Origin of the sequence: Tranquillimonas alkanivorans, from assembly GCF_900115595.1 — a bacterium.
Lineage (GTDB): Bacteria > Pseudomonadota > Alphaproteobacteria > Rhodobacterales > Rhodobacteraceae > Tranquillimonas > Tranquillimonas alkanivorans.
Genome location: NZ_FOXA01000046.1, coordinates 1 through 18,738, shown reverse-complemented (window position 1 = coordinate 18,738; position 18,738 = coordinate 1). Strand labels below are relative to the sequence as shown.

At 66.3% G+C, this 18,738-nt stretch carries 18 protein-coding genes, 3 pseudogenes and 1 other annotated feature; of the genes and pseudogenes, 7 read left to right on the top strand and 14 right to left on the bottom strand.

Annotated elements, in window-relative coordinates; genetic code table 11:
* Positions 1 to 272: transposase (locus BM162_RS21220; RefSeq protein WP_143096276.1), on the bottom strand; the 272-nt coding region annotated here is incomplete at its 3' end.
* Positions 273 to 391: 119 nt separating this feature from the next.
* Between BM162_RS21220 and BM162_RS23400 the strand changes: the two genes are divergently transcribed.
* Positions 392 to 685, top strand: coding sequence for a hypothetical protein (locus tag BM162_RS23400; RefSeq protein WP_245759369.1), 294 nt, complete (start codon positions 392 to 394; stop codon positions 683 to 685).
* Between the two features lie 321 nt (positions 686 to 1,006).
* On the opposite strand, the gene BM162_RS23030 is transcribed toward BM162_RS23400, so the two are convergent.
* From BM162_RS23030 to BM162_RS21180, 7 genes are all read right to left on the bottom strand, one after another.
* Complete coding sequence (locus BM162_RS23030; protein WP_177215325.1) at positions 1,007 to 1,144, bottom strand: hypothetical protein; 138 nt, start codon at positions 1,142 to 1,144, stop codon at positions 1,007 to 1,009.
* A 446-nt stretch (positions 1,145 to 1,590) separates the two neighbouring features.
* Positions 1,591 to 1,905, bottom strand: coding sequence for a DUF1330 domain-containing protein (locus BM162_RS21205; RefSeq protein WP_245759368.1), 315 nt, complete (start codon positions 1,903 to 1,905; stop codon positions 1,591 to 1,593).
* Positions 1,906 to 2,066: 161 nt separating this feature from the next.
* Complete coding sequence (locus tag BM162_RS21200) at positions 2,067 to 2,819, bottom strand: ABC transporter permease (RefSeq protein WP_093425745.1); 753 nt, start codon at positions 2,817 to 2,819, stop codon at positions 2,067 to 2,069.
* 4 nt (positions 2,820 to 2,823) lie between these two features.
* Positions 2,824 to 3,639, bottom strand: coding sequence for an ABC transporter ATP-binding protein (locus BM162_RS21195; RefSeq protein WP_093425743.1), 816 nt, complete (start codon positions 3,637 to 3,639; stop codon positions 2,824 to 2,826).
* Entirely contained in the window at positions 3,639 to 4,457 is an 819-nt protein-coding gene (locus BM162_RS21190) for an ABC transporter permease (protein WP_093425741.1), read from the bottom strand. Before BM162_RS21190 ends, BM162_RS21195 begins: the two co-directional genes overlap by 1 nt.
* Positions 4,458 to 4,523: 66 nt before the next feature.
* The gene (locus BM162_RS21185) at positions 4,524 to 5,507 is read right to left on the bottom strand and encodes an ABC transporter substrate-binding protein (RefSeq protein WP_093425739.1); all 984 of its coding nucleotides are present in this window, start codon (positions 5,505 to 5,507) and stop codon (positions 4,524 to 4,526) included.
* A gap of 91 nt (positions 5,508 to 5,598) precedes the next feature.
* On the bottom strand, positions 5,599 to 6,285 hold the full coding sequence (locus BM162_RS21180) for a FadR/GntR family transcriptional regulator (RefSeq protein ID WP_093425738.1): 687 nt from the start codon (positions 6,283 to 6,285) through the stop codon (positions 5,599 to 5,601).
* A 177-nt stretch (positions 6,286 to 6,462) separates the two neighbouring features.
* On the opposite strand from BM162_RS21180, the gene BM162_RS21175 reads away from it, so the two are divergent.
* Positions 6,463 to 7,134, top strand: a complete 672-nt coding sequence (locus BM162_RS21175) for a fumarylacetoacetate hydrolase family protein (protein WP_439332843.1) — start codon at positions 6,463 to 6,465, stop codon at positions 7,132 to 7,134.
* Between the two features lie 343 nt (positions 7,135 to 7,477).
* On the opposite strand, the gene BM162_RS21170 is transcribed toward BM162_RS21175, so the two are convergent.
* The 4 genes and pseudogenes from BM162_RS21170 to BM162_RS21155 all read right to left on the bottom strand — a co-directional run.
* Positions 7,478 to 8,869: a c-type cytochrome gene (locus tag BM162_RS21170; RefSeq protein WP_218153159.1), complete on the bottom strand. Its 1,392-nt coding sequence runs from the start codon at positions 8,867 to 8,869 to the stop codon at positions 7,478 to 7,480.
* A 35-nt stretch (positions 8,870 to 8,904) separates the two neighbouring features.
* Positions 8,905 to 10,017, bottom strand: a complete 1,113-nt coding sequence (locus BM162_RS21165; protein ID WP_177215324.1) for a lipocalin-like domain-containing protein — start codon at positions 10,015 to 10,017, stop codon at positions 8,905 to 8,907.
* A 327-nt stretch (positions 10,018 to 10,344) separates the two neighbouring features.
* A pseudogene (locus BM162_RS21160) lies at positions 10,345 to 10,646 on the bottom strand (helix-turn-helix domain-containing protein); the annotation flags it as partial.
* A 131-nt stretch (positions 10,647 to 10,777) separates the two neighbouring features.
* Positions 10,778 to 11,259: pseudogene (locus BM162_RS21155) on the bottom strand (transposase); the annotation flags it as partial.
* Positions 10,916 to 11,032, bottom strand: a sequence feature (AL1L pseudoknot). (Overlaps the previous pseudogene by 117 nt.)
* 759 nt (positions 11,260 to 12,018) lie before the next feature.
* On the opposite strand from BM162_RS21155, the gene BM162_RS21150 reads away from it, so the two are divergent.
* Positions 12,019 to 13,767, top strand: a complete 1,749-nt coding sequence (locus tag BM162_RS21150; RefSeq protein ID WP_093425733.1) for a phosphoenolpyruvate hydrolase family protein — start codon at positions 12,019 to 12,021, stop codon at positions 13,765 to 13,767.
* On the opposite strand, the gene BM162_RS21145 is transcribed toward BM162_RS21150, so the two are convergent.
* Positions 13,757 to 14,275, bottom strand: a complete 519-nt coding sequence (locus tag BM162_RS21145) for a phosphoenolpyruvate hydrolase family protein (RefSeq protein ID WP_177215323.1) — start codon at positions 14,273 to 14,275, stop codon at positions 13,757 to 13,759. The genes BM162_RS21150 and BM162_RS21145 overlap by 11 nt on opposite strands.
* A gap of 387 nt (positions 14,276 to 14,662) precedes the next feature.
* Here BM162_RS21145 and BM162_RS21140 point away from each other — a divergent pair, with 387 nt between their 5' ends.
* The 4 genes from BM162_RS21140 to BM162_RS21125 are packed head-to-tail and all read left to right on the top strand — an operon-like array spanning position 14,663 to position 18,431.
* Positions 14,663 to 15,547 (top strand): branched-chain amino acid ABC transporter permease, encoded by an 885-nt coding sequence (locus BM162_RS21140; RefSeq protein WP_093425730.1) that lies wholly within the window; start codon positions 14,663 to 14,665, stop codon positions 15,545 to 15,547.
* On the top strand, positions 15,547 to 16,551 hold the full coding sequence (locus BM162_RS21135) for a branched-chain amino acid ABC transporter permease (protein WP_245759367.1): 1,005 nt from the start codon (positions 15,547 to 15,549) through the stop codon (positions 16,549 to 16,551). The genes BM162_RS21140 and BM162_RS21135 overlap by 1 nt, the downstream gene beginning before the upstream one ends.
* A gap of 15 nt (positions 16,552 to 16,566) precedes the next feature.
* On the top strand, positions 16,567 to 17,832 hold the full coding sequence (locus BM162_RS21130; protein WP_093425727.1) for an ABC transporter substrate-binding protein: 1,266 nt from the start codon (positions 16,567 to 16,569) through the stop codon (positions 17,830 to 17,832).
* Between the two features lie 35 nt (positions 17,833 to 17,867).
* The gene (locus BM162_RS21125) at positions 17,868 to 18,431 is read left to right on the top strand and encodes an ABC transporter ATP-binding protein (protein ID WP_218153158.1); all 564 of its coding nucleotides are present in this window, start codon (positions 17,868 to 17,870) and stop codon (positions 18,429 to 18,431) included.
* Here the strand turns inward: BM162_RS21125 and BM162_RS21120 are convergent.
* A pseudogene (locus tag BM162_RS21120) lies at positions 18,428 to 18,738 on the bottom strand (integrase core domain-containing protein); the annotation flags it as partial. The gene BM162_RS21125 and the pseudogene BM162_RS21120 sit on opposite strands and share 4 nt — an antisense overlap.

The following is an 18,738-nucleotide window of genomic DNA, read 5'->3' as shown; positions in this document are numbered from 1 at the left end:
TTTCCCCGGGCCGCCTCGCTCAGGATCATCTTGTCGAGGGTCAGGTCGGAAACAGCCCGCCGGAGCCGTCGGTTCTCCGCCTCCAGTTCCTTGAGCCGCTTCAGTTGATCGCGGCTCATGCCGCCATACTGCCTGCGCCAGCGGTAGTAGCTCTGCTGCGTGATGCCGACCTGGCGCGCTGCCTCACCGACCGATAGTCCTTGGACTTGCAGAACTTCAACCTGCCGCAGCTTCAAGACGATGTCCTCGGGCTTCTCTCGCTTCCCAGCCATTCTCTGGTCCTCTCCATAACGGGATCATTTTATCCCTGGGGGCGGACCACTCCAGCGGGGGCACTCCACTCTCGGAGAGCTTCGAGAACTGGTCCAAAGAGGACGAAGGCGTACGGGGCGTGGTAAAGATCCCGGTCGATCACGCGGCGCCGGTGGATGTGATCCGCCGCGAGGTCGAACGGCTTGCAGAGAATGAACGCCGCCTGACCGAGCCTCCCCTGACCGAACTCTTCGAGATCGACAGTGAGACTGCCATCATCTGGATCTGGCTTTCCACGACCGACGCTCAGGCGTCGTGGAGCCTCAACAACGAGATACGCGAAAAGCTTGCGCGCTTCGTCGCCACGTATGAAGAGGGCAGATACCTGCCTCACCGCCGCCTGCGCCTGCACCAAGACAGCGGCACCGGCTGACAGTGGGCATGGCCACCGCCAGTTCGGGCCTTGGCGCAGGCCGAGGCCACCACGACAACGGGCCTGAACCTGCGGGCAGGGCCAAGACCTGTGCGACAGGAATGCGCATGCAGTACGGATACTGCGTCTCGATGTGGATCGTCTGTTGCGCGCCCTTAGTCGCCGGCAGGTACAGCGCCTCGATCTCGCAGAAACCCTCCCTTCCGAAAGCAAGTCAGGTATCCCATGGGTGCTGATGCCGGAGAGGCGTCGATGGCCCTGTGGCGACGTCTGCCCGGTCCCCACAGCGGACGGAACCTGTCTCGCTTTTCGAAACCGGTTTTAGTCTCCAATGGAAGAGCGGTGGAGCTTGCACACGTGATCGTCTGTCAAATCCACGTCGTCGATGCCGAGCGGCTCGCCCGCAGCGACGTCGCGCGTGAGACGCACGCCGCGGGCAAGCCCGATCGGCAATGCCATGGCGGCCTCGCTGACCGGGAGCACCCTGCCGCGCGAGGTGCTGGATGCGAAGCCAAAATGGTGTCTGTTGGCGACCACGCCGGGCGCGTCAGCGTGTTGCTCTTGGAGCGCTGTTGATGCTGGGAGTGCACCTACAGATAATTTTTCGCCGAAAGACCCGCGTCAGGCGACGGCCGAACCGCCGTAGAAGCTCAAGGCGCGTTCCGCAGCTTCGGTGGCATCATCGAATCCACGCGGTCTATCCCCCGGGCGCACGCCCGTCCGTAAAGGTGCGGCTGTTTCTCGAACACTTCGTCGCCTGCATCGGTGATCCGCCGCGCTGGGAGAGTCCGGCGGATATGGCGTAAGGCTTCAACATCGTGACATCCAGTACTTGGGCGGACCGCTCCTGTGGCCAATCACGCGCCACATTAGACGAGACGGAGAGGGGTGGTAATCTGCTCCGGTCAAAGCCCTTCCACGAGAACAAGATCGGTGTCGGCGATCTTCTCCCTCACGGCGCGAGCCTCGGCATAGGCGTCGGACTCGTAAAAGGCCTGAGCTGCATCCAGGCTCTCGAACTCGATCACGATGGCCAACCCCTGGCCGCCCCCTTCCCGGTGATCGGGCGAGGGATTCCGGACCAGAACCTTGCCGTCATGCTCAGCAATAGCGGCGGCCGAGAGCTTCTTGAACTCCTCGAAGGCTTCCTTGTCGCGGACGCGGATGTGGGCAATCAGATAACCTTTGGGCACTGCTGAACTCCCTGTCTTCGTCAGCACTCAGAACATTCGCCGCAAAGCACGATGCCACAGACGCGATTTTTACGCGAGCCAGAGAAATGAGGGCGACGGCCACCCATCTCATCTGACGATGACTTTCACGTTCCCGCTAACGGCACCTCGATTATCGGGACCAAATATCCTACATACAAGCGCCGGCGTCAGCCGCGAGCGCCCGCGTAGAACTCCACCTTCTGCTCGAAGCGGCCGATGAGTTCGGCGAGCGAGAGGGCGAAGGCGAAGAGGATCAGGATCAACGCCCAGAAGTGCCCCATCAGGAAGTTCTGGCTGTAGAGCGAGAACAGCGCGCCGACGCCGATGATCGACACTAGGAGCTGGCCGATCACCACGCCCTTCACACCGCGGATCACGCCCAGCCGGATGCCGGCAAGGATCTCGGGCAGGGCCGAGAACAGCACGATCTTGAGCCGCTGAGCGCGCGAGGCGCCGAAGGACAGGGCCATCTCCTTGAGCGAGGGGGAGACGTGCTGCACGCCGGCGCGGGTGTCGAGCGCGATGATCCAGACGGCGAACATGAACACCGTGACGATCACCGTGGGCTGCCCCATGCCGAACAGGATCATGATCACCGGCACCAGCGCCGATAGAGGCGCCGAGAGGAAGATGTTGATCCACATGTTCAGAAGCTTGTCCGCCGCGGGCACGAGGCCCATCAGCAGCCCCAGCGCGATGCCGAAGACGACGGCGAGGGCGAGGCCCAGGAGGTAGCAATAGGCGGTGATGCGTGCGGCCTCGAAGAAGCTCGGGGTCGTGACCACGTCGACCATCGCCGCGAGCACCTCGGTGAACGGCGGGAACAGCAGAAGCAGCTCGAACTGCCCGACGATCTCCCACACGATGACCCAGACGATGAGCGCGGCGAACTTCGGGACGGGAAAGCCATAGATAGTCATTCGCTCACTCCACATATTCGCGCAGGCCGCGCCAGATTTCGTCGGTGAGATCGAGGTACTCCGGCGCGCGGCGGATGGCGTCGGGATCGCCCTCGCGTTTGATGTCCGGGTCCATCACCTGCGCCACGCGGCCCGGCCGCGGCGAGAGCAGGACAATCCTGTCCGAGAGATAGACGGCCTCCTCGATCGAGTGCGTGACGAGGATGAACGTCTTGTTCTCGATCTCGCGCAGGCGGATCAGGTCCTCCTGGAACTTACGGCGCGTCTGTTCGTCGACGGCCGAGAACGGCTCGTCCATCAGTAGCACATCCGCGTCCACTGCAAGCGCACGGGCGAGTCCTACCCGCTGGCGCATGCCACCCGACAGCTCGTGGGGGTACTTGTCCTCGAACCCGGCGAGCCCGACCTCCTTGACGTAGTGGCGCGCTCGCTCCTCGCGCTCGGCCTTGGCGACGCCCTGCTGTTCGAGCCCGAAGGCCGCGTTGCGCAGGACGGTGGCCCACGGCATCAGCGCGAAGTCCTGGAAGACGAAGGCGCGTTCCGGGCCCGGCCCGGTGATCGGCTTGCCGTTAACCTGCACCCGGCCCTCGGTCGGCTTCAGCAGCCCCGCGATGATCTTCAGGAGCGTCGTCTTCCCACAGCCCGAGGGGCCGAGAAGGCTGGTCAGTTCGCCGCGCTTGAACTCGAGGTTGATGTCTTTGAGCGCGTGGACCGCGCCGCCATAGACCTTGTGAATGCCCTCGGTCCGGACGATCGGCGCGTCCACGGGCGTTGCGGCCGCCGTGGCGTCGGGGGTGGCGGTTTGAGCGATGGCGTTCATCAGAGACCTCTTTTCTCGGGCCGGAACAACGTGGTCTCGAGCCGGTAAAGCAGCGAGACGGCGATGACGGCAAAGGCCACGATCGAAACGATGGTCGCGTACATGTGGCCGAAATTTGCGACGGAGCGGTGGAAGGTGATCAGGTCGCCGATGCCCGTAGGCGTGATCAGGAGCTCGGCCAGCACGACGCCCGAGAAACCCTCGGCCACGCCGAGCCGGATGCCGGCGAACATCATCGGGCTGGCGGCGGGCAGGATCACCTTGGTGATCTGCTGCCAGCGCGTCCCCATGAACGATCGCGACATGTCCAGCAGCGACGGCGGGACGTTGCGCACAGCCTTGTAGCTGTTGATGGTGATGACCGGCATCGCCAGGAAGATCACGGCGAGCACCTTGGACGTCAGCCCGATGCCGTAGACGAAGGTGATCAGCGGGATCAGCGCGGCCATCGGGGCGGCCTGCATCGTGATGAAGATGGGCAGCGTCAGGAACTCGACATCGCGTCTGAGCCCCATCGCGACCCCCGAGCCGACGCCCACGCCGAGCGAGATGACGAGGCCGATGATCAGCGGCTCGATCGTGCGCAGGTATGCCGCGCCCATCGAGCCATCGAGCACCATCTCGACGAAGGCGGACAGCGTTTCGAGGAACGTCGGGAACGCCCAGTTGAAGTTCGTGCGTCCGGCGATCTCCCACACGGTGAAGAACAGCGCGAGCGACAGGATGCGCCAGGTCACGGGCATCTGGGTGAAGCGCGCGATGGCGCTGCCGGTCGGCCCGCCGGCGAGCGCCGCGGGAACGGTTGCGGTCCTAGACATGGAACCTCGGGCTCATGGAACGACGGGGGGCGCGCCCGCCCGGCACGGGGCGGGCGCGAACGAGGTTCAGTTGGCCGACTTGGCCGCTTCGAGCGGGCCGAAGTCCCAGTAGCGCGAGGCGTCCACCTGTTCGGGGTCGCCCTCGACCTGGCCGGCCGCCGAGAGGAAGGCGATGTCGTCCTTCGCGTCCGCCGGCTCTCCGCCGTCGGTGGGATAGACGCCGTTCTCGACAGCTTCCGTGTAGTACGGCACCGCCTCGGACGCGGCCTCGTCGGGCAGGTCGGGCAAGAGGCCGTACTGCTCGCGCAGTTCGCCCACGATCGAAGGGTCTTCGTCGATGTCCTGCCAGGTGCGCAGAAGCTCCTCGACGAACACCTGGATGTCGTCCGCGCGCTCTTCCAGCACCTGCGTGTTGGCATAGAGCGCTTCGTCGGTCGCGTTCACGCCCTCGATCGGCAGGCGCATGAACTTCTCGCCGCCCTGCTCCTTCAACAGCCGGAAGTTCGCCGCGTCCACGATGGAGGCGTTCACGGTGCCCTGAAGCATCGCGCCCGCCCGGACCTCGGAGCCCGGCACATAGGAGATGTTCGAGTACTCGATGTCATGCACCTTTTCCATCAGGCGCATCAGCGCCTCGGTGCCGGAACCGCGGGAGTGGACGGTGACCTCCTGGCCGTCCAGATCCTCCCAACCGGAATAGACTTCGGAGTTGACCACCGGGAAGAACAGCAGCGTGCTCATCCGGTAGAACATGCGGATCGGCGCGTCGGAGTTCTGTATGAAGGCGTAAGGCGCGCCGACGCCGATGTCGGCCTCGCCGCTCAGCACCGCCTGCACGGCGACGTCCTCGGAGTTGAAATACGTCAGCTCCATTGGCACGCCGCGTTCCTCGGCCCGCTCCATCGCGATGAGCAGGTTGAGGCTTTCGACACTGGCGATGTCGCCCATGGCGACGCGTAGCGGGTCGTCCTGCGCCCAGGCCGGCGCGACCGCCGTGACCGCCGCGGCGAAGGCTGCGCCCTTGATCAGGTTGCGTCTGTCGATGGTCATCTTTCTCCTCCCAGTTTGAAGATGTCCTGCCGCGCGGATCTTCGTCCGTTTGTCGCGGCGCCCGTTGCGGGCTCTCGATCCGGCTACCCCGTCATGGAAACAGCCGTGCCGAAACCGATTTGAGATGGTCGCGCATGGCGGCCCACGCCCGTTCGGGATCGCGATCCGCGATAGCCTGCACGATCGCCTCGTGTTCGTTGAAGCTGGAATGGTCCGCCGGCGGTCGCACATTGCGCCGCTCGACATTCCCCCACGTTACCGCCCGCCGTGTGCGGTTGAGCTGGTCGAAGAACGACAGCAACAGGGCGTTGTCCGACGCCTCGGCCACGGTGCGGTGGAACTGGTCGTCCTGCGCCTCGTACTCCGCCCAGGTGGCGGCCGCCCGCGCCCGCTTCGTTGTCTGCCCCAGCGCGGCCATCGCCTCTCCTGTGGCGTGAACCGCAGCCTCGCGCGCCAGCGCCGGCTCGAGACAGAGCCGCGCCTGCATCATGCGCAGCGGCGTGAGCTGCCGGCCCAAGCTGGTAAGGGCGTCCGCGTCCTTCCCGAGGTCCGGCGTCCGGTCCCCGACGAAGGTTCCCTTGCCCACGTGGCGCCAGATCGCGCCCGCGCGTTCCAGCGTTTCCAGCGCTTGCCGCAGCGTCGCTCGGCTCATCCCCAATTGCTCGATCAGTTGCCGCTCGGGCGGCAGGCGGTCGCCTTGTCCAAAGCCGCCCTCGCGGATGTAATCCTGCAGGCGGGCCAGGGCTTCGGGCTTCTTGGCTTCGATTCGGTCCAGCATTCGTTCGATTCGTCCTCGTTCGAATCGAGTGTTGCACAGAAGGTGACCAAACGCCAAGAAAAGCCTGACCAAAGCGTATAGGGGCGAGATGTGGCAGATTGGTCGTGATTGATTTTACCGTGCGCTCCCGCTAAACGAGTCGAGACACAGAGGAGGATTTTCGTGACAGACTTCGCTATCGATCCGCCAAAGCCCGTGGGCCTGCCCATCGCGGGCACGGACGCCAAGTTCCCGGTGCGCCGCGTCTATTGCATCGGGCGCAACTATGCCGCCCATGCGGTCGAGATGGGCCATGACCCGGACAGGGAGCCGCCCTTCTTCTTTCAGAAGAACCCCGACAACCTCGATCCCTCGGGCGAATTTCCCTACCCGGCGCAAAGTTCGGACGTGCACCACGAGATCGAGATGGCGGTGGTCTTGAAGTCCGGCGGAACGGATATTCCGGTCGAAAGTGCGCTCGACCACGTCTATGGCTATGCGGTCTCGCTCGACATGACCCGGCGCGACCTGCAGGGCGAGCAAAAGAAGATGGGCCGCCCGTGGGAGATCGGGAAGGCGTTCGAGCGCTCCGCCCCCATCGGCCCCATCCACCCGGCAAGAAGCGTCGGTCATCTGTCCGAGGGACACGTGGAGCTGAAGGTCAACGGCGAGACCCGGCAGGAGGGCGACCTGAACCAGATGATCTGGAAGGTGCCCGAAATGATTTCCTACCTGTCGAACTACTTCGAACTCGCGCCGGGCGACGTGATCCTCTCGGGCACGCCATCCGGCGTGGGGCCGGTGCAGAAGGGCGACGAGATGGTGGCGCATGTCGACGGGTTGGGCGACCTGACGGTGCGCGTGGCTTGAAGGCGACGCCATAGGACCGACGGCCGGCGCGGCAGCTTACGCGCCGGCTTCCTTGCGAGCCGTTGCTTCGGCGGGATCGCGTTGCCGCGCCCGGGGATGCTGGCGCGTAGGGGATAAGGAAGCCCCTGCCGCCCCAGCATGATCGAAATGTTCTGACCTACGCCTACGGAGGGCACGTCAGATAAGCGCACTCTCGTTGTCGGGAGAGAGATCCTGCAGGTCGGCTTCGCGAGCTTATCGACCGCAGCGAGGACCACAACTTCCCCCTCTCGGCATGGATGCCACGATCCGTCGCCTCGGCGTGCGGCAGGCGATTCCGGCTACGCGTCGACCCACCTGTACTTCACAAGGTTTTCAGATACTCGATTAGCCGTTCACGGTCGGCGGCGCCCAGATGATCGCCGTAGGTGTGTCCAGCATTGCCGTAACCATGAAGCGTCGTGTCGTAGATCGAGCGCCGCGCCTCTTCATCCATCTCCGGCCCGGGTCCCGCCTCAAGCGCCTCGTAGCGCCAGCCGAGCGCGTCGGGGACGAACTCGCGCGGGTCTGTCAGGTGGCGCCAGTAAATCGGGCGCAGGTCGACCGATAGGAGCGCCTCCATGCTCGGGACCGAACCGTTGTGCAGGTAGGGCGCCGTGGCCCATACGCCGTCGAGTGGAGGCGCGATGTACCCCGGCGCCGGGGCCGCGGTGTGAACGTCGCCATAGGGGGAGCGGGCCACCCACTCGTAGAAGCGGTCGCGGGAGCCGTCGGTGGCCGCGGTCGCGTAGGCCGGATCGGTACCGATCTCTTCGAGGGCGAAGACGCGGTTCGGGTAGCTCCCGTTTTCGCCGTAGGTGCCGTGGCAGGCGCTGCATTCGCGGTTGAAGACCGCCTCCCCCTCCGCCGCGAGGTCCTTGTCCACCGGAAAGGGATACTCCGGTGCCTCGAGCGAGGAGATGTAGGCGCGGATGTCCGGCGCATAGGCATCGATTTCCTCCAGCTCGTCGAAATCCTCGACGCAGAGCATCGAGGCCAGGAGCATGAAGTGCGCGTGGTCGCCCCGCCCGACGGTGTTGTAGAACATGGCGTTCTTCTTTCGCATGCCCCACCAGGGCGGGACGCTGATCGGCAGCGGGTCTTCGGGCGGCGGCTCGATCAGCGGCTCGGCCGACCATTCCAGCGTCTCCGGATCGCGATGCGCCATCAGCGCCCAGGTGAGGTTCGGCGCCGGGTTCACGCCGACGGTCCTGGTCTGGACGTACGGCGCGATGCCCTCGATCCGGTCCGCCCAGTGCGCCCACGCCTCCGTCTCGGCTGTTCCGCGGACGTAGTTGCCCACGCGGAGCGCGAAGCGTTGCGGATCCTGCGTGAAGTCCGCAAACTCATTGCCCAGCCCGATCACGAGCTCGTCCTCGATCCGGGCGGCGTGGCAGGTCAGGCAGTTGTTCGAGACGATCTCGACGCCCTGATCGTTCACATGGGCCGTGAGCGCGTAGGGAAGCTCGGCGTTGCGGCCCTCGCGCCCGGCCAAAAGATCGGACTGCGCCACGTCGGGCGCCACCCGGCGGTAGGCGTCGTAGGGCATGCCGCAGGAAACGTAGGGCTGGTTGACGAGCGCGAGGTAGCCCGCCTCCGCATCTCCCTCGCGCTGCGGCGAAGCTGCCACTTCGCCGGTTCCGGAGCGGTAAGCCGGCGCCTCCTCCTCCTCGTCGCACCCGCCGAGCAGCAGCGCCGCCGCCAGAAGGGTCACCATTCCGGTCCGAGGTCTTGCTCGCCTGCCGAACGCCCTCATTGATCCTCGTATCCCGTCAACTGCAGCGTCCCGCGCCCCTGCACGGGCGCGCCTTCGCGAGTGCCCTCCGCGCGAACCATTCCATCCCACCCGCCAAGGACAAAGCCGTGCGTCTGGTCCTCGATCACCGGCGTGACGCGGAGCTCAAGCCCCTGCCCCGAGAGCTCCCAGGCCACGGGATATTCCTGGGCCGCGCCGGCCGGGCTCCAGTGCGTCATCGGCTCCATCTCGACAGCCCCGTCGGAGAGGGCGTCCGCCTCCCCCGCCGCATCGACAACCAGCCCGTCGACCGTCGCGGCGCCACCGCCCTCGCGCCGGCGGGTGCGGACGAGCGTCAGGTCGGTTCCGTCGTCGAGTTGCAGAACCAGCCGGTCCCGGCTCAGCGGCCCGCCCGGCAGGGGAAGCTCGCCCCACAGATGATCGAGCAAGGCCACTCCCGAGACGCGCGTGCGCGCGTCGTCGCGGCCGATTTCGCCCTCGACACGCATCCGCGGGATCGTGAAGCCCCGCATGGGCGCTTCTCCCTCGGGGTCCATCTGAACGGCGGGCTTCGCGGGCGTCAGCGTCAATCGGAGCGGCACATCTTCCACGCTGGCCGAAAGTGTCAGGACATCTTCCTCAGGGCCGTCGCCGTAGGTCAGGTTCCAGTGGTCGAGCCAGACCTCGCGCGCCTCGTCGTCGTGCCCCGCCACGCCGCCGCCGCGGCTGAATCGCTCCTCGCCCAAGACACCGGCGGCTTCGCGCGCCAAGGTGACATGGCCGCGATAGAGCGCCCTCAAATCCCACTGATCAACCCCCGCGCCGGAGCCGCCGTCCTCGCGCAGCCCGAAGCGGGAGCGCAAGAAGGTCATGCCGACAAGCGCACCATGCTCATCCTCCAGGTGGGCGGCAATCATCCAGCCCTCGGTTCGCGCCTCGGGATGCCCGCCGTGGTCCCCGGGGAGGGACAGCCGCCATGGCCCGGAAGGCCGCTCGAAAGCGGCCTCCTCCGACATGGCGGCGAGTTCTGACACGAGAGCGCCGGCCCCGCCGCTCCCGTCGGTGGTCCCGCCTTCGCGCGCGCCGCCGATGAGCAGCGCCATGGCGACTGCGAGGCCGACGGCAAGCATCCCGGCAGTCCCCAGCAAACGCAGTCGTCGTCTTTTCGGCATCGCAATCCCAGCCATCGTGCGCCGCGGCCTTGAGCCGCTGCAGGGTCCTCAGTTCCTAACACGGAACCATACTGCTCTGAACCGGCGCTCGCATTGCGGACCGAAGCAGAGCTGTGGGCGGGGGGACCTCTGCGACGCCGCCCGCCCCGAAATCACTCGGTTCCATGCGGGCGTGCGGCGCCTCAAGCATGGTCATCCTATACGCGATAAGCGCACCCTGATTATCGGGTGCAACTGCCGGGCATCCTCGGCTCGCGGGAGAAGTGGTCTGCCGGCTGGGCGCCCTCACCAGAGCACACTAACGCCGCTGTCCTCTCCGGCTTCGACCGAAAGCCGTGCGAAGTCGGGAACGACGACCCTACGCATGCTCTCGAGGACGCTGACGTCGTCCTGCTTGAGGGCCGAGATCTGGCGGCTCACGGTCTCGATCGTCAAGCCGAGGTAATCCGCCATCGCGTAACGCGTGATCGGCAAGTCGAAGCACATGCCGTTGGCGGTCCGGGCCCTGCGCAGCACGGCCTCCCGCCGAGCGATGGTCGTCATGAAGCTCGCGATCTCTCTCGGGAGGTTTTCCGGCCGATGCAGATCGTGGGAAAACACGCTCGCCTCGAAGGCGCGGGGAACGACTACGCCTGATTTCGACAAGCCTCGTCCCCGACGCCGAGATGCTCTATGAGGGCTCGACGGGCGGGCCGCCCGAATCGGGGCAGCCCGCTGTAACCTTGCGGACGCCGTAGACCTGCCAGTTCTCGTCGAACACGCGGCGGATCTCGGGGCGCAGAGCGGCGTCCCGCCGGGCACGTGCCGACCGTCGGGCCGGATCCGCCCGCTTCGACAGGTGATCGTAGTAGGTGGATGGGGCGATCGGCAGCACCTTGCAGATCGGCTCGACCCCGTGCTTCCCACGATGAGCATCGATGAACGACACCATCACTTCGACCGGCGGTCGAGCTCCGCCATGGCAAAATATGCTGACGCCTTGCGGAGAATTTCGTTCGCCTGGCGCAGCTCCCGGTTCTCCCGTTCGAGCGCCTTCATCTTCTCCGCCATATCGCTCGAGATGCCACCGCGCTGCCCGCTGTCCAACTCAGCCTTCTTGACCCATTCATTGAGGGTGTTCGGCGAACAACCGATCTTGGCTGCGATAGACACAATCGCCTGCCAGCGAGACCCGTGTCCGCCGTGATTGTCGAAGACCATCCGGACCGCTCGGTCTCGAACTTCCAGGGAGAACTTGTTTGTCGTCTTGCTCTGATGGCTCCAGTCTACTCAAGAGTTGAAGCCTCCGGCAGACCCGGTGCGGTTCACACCGCGCCCTCGCAAGACGGCGAGATCAACTGCCTGTCCAACACCATGCCCCGCAAAGCTCGCGCAGGTTCCTCGCGCGTCCACCTTGCCCGCACGTCGGCCGTCCGAACGGCCGTTCTGGCGATCGTTGCGGCGCGGCAACCGGCCACCGATGAACGGCGGCTCAGGGCCGGCAACGTCTGTCCCGTCCACCTCGCCAAGGTCGGTATGCTGCACCACCAGATGACCTCTCAGAGCCCCTTAACCGACCGTGGGGGCATATCCCGAGCGTGTGGGCGCAGCGCAGAAAGGTGGTCGTCCGCGAATATCTTATTGGCTGTCCTCAGGGTCCACTCGTTAGAGGGGCCGCGCGGCGATGAGATCGGGTAGGCCGGCTTGAGCCGGCGACGGCTTCCCCGATGTCTGACGCAGTCCGGGTGGCTTCCGCACCCATCAACAAGCGAGTCGAGCCTCACGCCCCCGATGCGCGGCGCGGCAAGTCGATTTCGCGGAGCGCCCGAGAACCGATTTATGGTACGTCGGAGACGCCCGATTGACGTTGGCGTCATTGTTCGAGACAGGGGACGCGAGCGGAGTGGAGCCGGGTGGCGAAGGCGAAGATTGCTTTGGCGGAACTCGCCTTATCAACCAATATCATGATTGGATTGGACGATGGTGCATCCTCCGAATGTCTCAGAGCCGGGCAACCTCCTCGTCGGCGCCGCCGTCGGCAGCGGGATTGCGGCCCAAACGGCGGAAAGAGGCGGGGCGGACTTCCTGCTGGCCGTCAACGCGGGGCGAATGCGGAACATGGGCGCCCCCTCCATCGCCAGCATGCTGCCGTGCCACGACGCGACGCTGCTGACAGAGGACTTCGCCGCCCGCGAGGTGCTGCCGCGCGTCGGGATCCCGGTACTTCTGGGGGTGAACTGCTGGGGCGCGGATGCCGCTGCAGATCACGTGCTGTCGCGCATCGGCGAGCACGGGTTCGCCGGTGCGGTGAACTTCCCCAACGCGACCTTGATGCCGCGCGGGATGCGCAGCGCGCTCGATCGGGCGGGGCGGGGCTTCAGGCGCGAGATCGACGTGCTGCGCCGCGTGCAGGATGCCGGTCTGCTGGCGCTCTACTACTGCGGCACGAAGGAACACGCTCGGACAGCGGGCGAGGCGGGGCTGCGCATGATCCTCCTGAACTTCGGCTGGAACGCGGGCGGCAGCGCCGGACACTCGCGCCGGGCGTCGCTGGAAGAGGTGGGGCTGGTCGCGCGCGACTACGCGGCGCTCATCCGAGGAATCAACCCCGAGGCGCGCATCCTGCTTGAAGGTGGACCGGTAGTGTCGGCCGACGATCTGGGGCATGTCGCCAGCGTCGCGTCGCTCGACGGCTACGTCGGCGGCTCGACGCTCGACCGGCTGCCGTTCGAGGAATCTGTCCTCAACCGGATCGCGGGCTACCGGCAGGCGTCGGATCGTCGGCGGCGTCTCACCCGGCAGCAGACGGACCTTCAGCGATGGGGCCACCGGCACGGCCTCACCGGCAGCGCGCCCGCGATGATCGCGTTCCTACAGCGGCTGCGGGCGCTGTCGCAGGTCTCGGAGCGTTCCGTCGCGCTCGCGCTCGAACCCGGTGCCCCGCTGACGTCCGTCGTCTCGGCTCTCCATCCCGACAGCCGCGGACAAATGCCCCAGCTCGACGCCTCCGCCGGCGATCATGCCACGCGCCTCGCGCAGAGGCTGTTTGGGCGGGACTCGGAGGAGGGACACGAGGGCGGCCTGCTGACCGATCCGGCCGGCGGCGCCATCCTGCTTCGCAACATCCATCTGGCATTGCCGGGGCTGCAGAGACGGCTTGCCCGCAGCCTGCGGGAAAGGATGCTTGTCACGTCCCGGCGTCGCCGGCGGATGAAAGTGTACGCACGTTGCCTGTTCGTCTTCGACCGCTCATCTCTCGAGGCCCCGCTGCCGGACAATCTGCATCCCGAACTCGCTGAGTTGCTGGCCGGGTGGACAATGACCATGCCGCCGCTGCGGGACCGGATCGAGGATCTTGGCGAGTTGATCGAAACCACCGCGACAGCGTCGGGGATGGCGCTTGAGGCTCTCCCGCGACTGACGCCCGGCGCGTTGCAGCGCCTGCGGCGGCATAACTGGGCGCGGAATGAGGCGGAACTGGAGCAGTTCGTCGGCCGGATGCTCGACGCGGGGGGCGACCAGCCGCTGAGCAGCGATGTCGTGGACGGGCTTCTCGCCTCCGATGCCGAGGTCGAGCACGCGCAGGCGAGCGAGGCGGACATCGAGAAGCGGCGGATCGTCGACGCCCTCTGGCGCCATGGGTTCAACAAGGGCGAGACGGCGGCGGCGCTGAACATCTCGCGCAAGACGCTTTACAACAGGATGAAGCGTCTGGGCCTCAGGGAGTGAACGGCTCGGGCCGACGCACCGCGGCGTCCAGACCTACGGTTCCCTCGCCCTCCTCTCTCAGGCCGAGGAGGAGCACGCCCGGTGCAGCCGCACGAACACGGCTTTCCAACTGCGTGCGGCGTTCGAGATGCGGCAACCCGTGCGAGAAGTCGGGCAGGGGCGGCAGCACGAAGACCGCCGCCGCCTGAGCCACCGCGTGGCAGTCGAGAGGCGAGGACACGGTTGCGATAGTGCTGATTCCGTGTCCTGAAAGCGTTTCCAGGGCCCGCATCTCGCGGTCGTGGTCCAGGTCGACCTCGCGCAGGTAGCGCCGGAACTCGTGCTCATGCTGACCCACGCTGGGAAGATTGCAGACCCAGGATAGTCCGCGCTCGCGCATCCGCCGGGCGAGGCGTGCGGGGTTCAGGTTCGGGTCGGCCAGGAACAGGGCGAGACCCGCGCCGGCGGGCAAAGAGTCGGGCAAGTCGTCGACGACGTCCTGCGCGCTTCCGGTGCGCGGCAGCAGCAAAGAGATCTCCGGCGGCATCTCGTTCGGCGGCAGCGGAGGAGCGGAGCCGAGGAAGCACGAGGGCAGGGTGCCCCCCCGCGTTCCGGTGATCTGCCATTTGGAAAAACTACGCATATGCAGCCGGTTTTACCCAAACTTACCCAATCCGGAAAGCGCCGACGGTTGAGAGCGGCGTGATCCGCGTGGAATGCTTCAAGGAAGCGGAGAGGTGCCGAAGCGCGCCGCCGCCGTGAGGGAGGACAATCCGGACCGAGCATGGCGCGTGACGCGCCTGCCGCGCGACGCCATCCGCGTCGCCGGGCTGGTACCGGCTTGTCCGGAAACGGACAAGGGAGGACGCGGACCTGTGCTGAGGATCGACCAGACGACGTGCGGGGACGGCGCTTGATGGAGGGGCTTCTCGACATCAACTGGCGTCTCTTCGCCATCGTGACGCTGAACGGGCTGACGCTCGCCTCTCTCTACTTCATCGTTGCGAGCGGCTTTTCCCTCATCTTCGGCCTGATGCGCGTGGTCAACATGGCGCACGGCTCGCTCTACCTCCTCGGTGCCTATGTCGGCTTCGAGGTCAGCGAGACGAGCGGGAGCTGGCTTCTCGGGATCCTGGCGGCCGGCGTGGTCGTGGCGGCGGCGGGTGCGGCGCTTCAGGTGTCGATCCTGTCGTGGATGCAGGGGCAGGACCTGCGGCAGGCACTGGCGACCATCGGCGTATCCATCGTCGCGGCTGACCTGATGCTGGCGCAGTGGGGCGGCTCGGCCTACCAGATTTCGTTGCCCGATGCCGTGTCGACCTTCGTCCCGGTGCCCGTGGCGGGCCGTTTTGCGATGGCGCGGCTGATGCTCATCGTTCTTGCGCTGATCATCGGCGTGGGGCTGTGGCTCATGCTTAACCGGACGCGCATCGGCATGCTGATCCGTGCTGGCGTCGATGATCGTCGCATGCTCGAGGCACTCGGCGTCAACGTGCCGCTCGTCTTCGTGGGCGTCTTCGCCATCGGCGCGGGCCTCGCCGGGGTGGCGGGCGTGGTCGGTGGATCGGTCCTGTCGGTGTCGCCGGGCGAGGACGCGCGGTACCTGCTGTCCTCACTGATCGTGGTGATCGTCGGCGGCATGGGGTCGATCCCAGGCGCGGCCATCGGCGCACTGCTCGTGGCGATGGCCGAGACCTACGGGCTCGCCTACACGCCGACCTACGGCATCGTCTACACCTTCGCGCTCATGGTCGCCGTGCTCGCCGTCCGCCCGCAGGGCTTGCTGGGGAGGGCTGCCTGATGACCCGCAAGATCCTGACCGCCATCGTCGTGCTGGGGCTGCTGGCCTATCCGTTCCTCGTCAACAGCTTCTGGCTGGTGCAGATCGGCGGGCGCACAATGGGCTTTGGCACCGTCGTTCTGAGCTTGGTGTTCCTGACCGCCTATACCGGAATGCTGAGCCTCGCGCAGATGACGGTCGCGGGCGTGGCGGGCTATGCGGTCGCCTACTTCACCGCGCCCACGGGTGGGGTCGGAATGCTTCTGCCCTGGCCGGTCGCGCTGATCCTGGCGATGGGCCTCGCGACGCTGGCGGGGCTGCTGATCGGGCTCGTGTCGGTGCGTACGCAGGGCATCTATACCCTGATGATCACGCTCGCCGTGGCGATGGCGTTCTACTACCTGACGCTACAGAACTACGACCTCTTCAACGGCTTCACCGGCTTCAACAATGTCGAGCCGCCGGTGATCCTGGGCCTCGACCTGGGCGCGCCGCTGCCCTTCTATTACCTCAGCGCCGCACTGGCCGCCTTGTGCTACTTTGGCGTGCGCCACGTCGTACGCACGCCGTTCGGCCTTGCGCTGCAAGGCGTGCGGGACGAGCCGCAGCGGGTGCGCGCGCTCGGCTACAACGTGGCGCTGCTGCGCATCCTGGCCTTTGGCCTGGCCGGCGCGATTGCCGGGGTCGGCGGTATCCTGAACCTGTGGCTCAACGCCTCGATCTCGCCGGGATCGGTGGCGCTGAACCCGGTGATCGACGTCCTGATGGCGGGCGTGCTGGGCGGCATCGGCCACCCGATCGGGGCCTATGTCGGCGCCTTTGTGTTCACGGTCGTGGACAACTTCGCCATCGATTTCATCGCTCGCGAGCGCTTCAACACGCTGATCGGGCTGATCTTCCTCGCCATCGTCCTGTTCTCGCCCGACGGGCTGACCGGGCTCGCCCGCCGCCTGTGGCGGCGCACGACGGCCGAGGAGAAAGAGGGGCGCGAGAGCGTCCGACACGGCAACGAAGTCGGTAAATAAGTGGAGGAGACCAACATGAAACTGACCAGACGCACGCTCGGCCTCACGGCGATGACCGCCGCCCTGATGAGCAGCACGGCCCTCTGGGCTCAGGAGGACCTGGTCCTCATCGGCGGCCTCGCCACGCTCGAGGGGCCCTTTGCCGAGCCGGGCGAAGACGGCTTGCGCGGCGTGGAACTCGCCATCGCCGAGTTCGGCAACGAGATCGCGGGCACTCCGATCGAGATGATCACCGCGTCCTCGGACGGCAACCCCGACGTGGCGCTGGAATCCGCCCGCCGGCTGGTAGAGCAGGATGGCGTCGACATCCTCGTCGGCCCGCTCTCGGGGTCTGAGGGCATCCGGCTGGCGCAGTACGCCAAGGAGCGGCCCGAGACGACCTTCCTCAACGGCGGCTCGGCGGCCATCGAAACGACGCTCGTCGATCCGGCGCCCAACTTCTACCGATTCAACACCGAGGGTGCGCAGTGGACCGCTCCGCTGGGCGAGTACGTTGTCAACGAGCGCGCCTGGGACAACGTCATCATCGTATCCGAAGACTATTCGTTCCCGTACGCGCAGATCTTCGGCTTCATGGCCACCTACTGCGAAGCCGGCGGGACGGTCGAGGACAAGTTCTTCACGCCGGTTGGCACGAACGACTACTCCTCGGTCATTGCCCAGCTTCCGCTCGAGGCAGGCGAGGTCGACGGCATGTTCGTGGTGCTCGGCGGGTCGGACGCCGTGAACTTCCTGTCGCAGTACGCGCAGATGGGCGGTCAGCTTCCGATTATCGGCGGTACCAACGTGGCTGACCAGACGGTGCTGACCACGCAGGGTCCGGCGCGCCGCCTGCTTCCGGGGATCCTGTCGGCCGGTCCGGTGTCGGACAACGCCGACAACGAAACCTGGCTCGAGTTCGTGGCGCAGTACCAGGACTACTACGGCGAGGAGGGCCTGCCGACGCCGTCGATCTTTGCCTACAACTACTACACCAACACCAAGGCCGCGCTCCTGGCGCTGCAGGCGGTCGAGGGCGACCTGTCGAACAACCACGAGGCGTTCCGGCAGGCTCTGGACGAACTGGCGTTCGAAAGCCCGACCGGCCCGGTCTCGATCAACGAGAACCGACAGGCCACGGCCGCCATCTACATCAACGAGGTGGTCGAGACCCAGGACGGCGATCTTCGGCTCGAGCCGTTGAAGCGGATCGAGAACGTCGATCAGTTCCTCACGCTGGGCGAGCCTGTCTATTCGCAGCTCGGCCTGCCGTCGCGCGACAACCCGTCCTGCCCCTCCTGATGCAGGCGCACGCGCATAACTCGTCCCAGGCCCTCGTGATCGAGGGCCTGGTCCGCCGGTTCGGCGCACTGGTGGCCGTGGACGGGGTCGATCTGTCGATCCCTGCCGGTCAGCGGCGCGCCGTGCTTGGCGCCAATGGCGCGGGCAAGACCACGCTGTTCAACATGATCGCGGGTGACCTGCCGCCCAGCGAGGGCCGGATCACGGTCTTCGGCGAGGACATGACGAAGCTATCGCCGGAAAAGCGCGTGCTGAAGGGCGTGCGGCGGACCTACCAGAAGTCGCTGGTCTTCGGCGGGTTGTCGGTACGCGAGAACCTCTATGTCGCCGTCCGCGGCGCAACCGGCCCGAGGCTGTCGATCTGGCGGTCGGCCCCTGCCCAGCCGGACTGGGAGCGCGTTGCCGAACTGGCGGAGCGGGTGCAACTGACCCGTCGCCTGGACGAGCCCGCGAGCGAGCTCAGCCACGGCGAGCAGCGCCAGCTCGAACTCGGCATGGCGCTGGCCCATCCGCCGCGGCTCCTGTTGCTGGACGAACCCGCCGCGGGCCTGTCGATGCGGGTGAACTGCCCCATTCGAGTGGTCCAGGTTGATTGTTAATGCATTGCCCTCCTCCGGTCGACGGTGACGATGGCTTCCGGGGCAGGCGGTCTGTAGCCCAGGGCGCTATGGGGGCGGATGGTATTGTAGTGGCGCCGCCATTGTTCGATGAGGATCTGGGCCTCGCGGAGCGAGTAGAAGATCTCCCCGTCGAGCAGCTCGTTGCGGAAGCGGGCGTTGAAGCTCTCACAATAGCCGTTCTCCCACGGTGATCCGGGCCTATGAAGGCAGTTTTCGCGCCCACGGCTTCGATCCATTCACGGACCTTTCGGGCGGCGAACTCGGGCCCGTTATCGGATCTGATGAA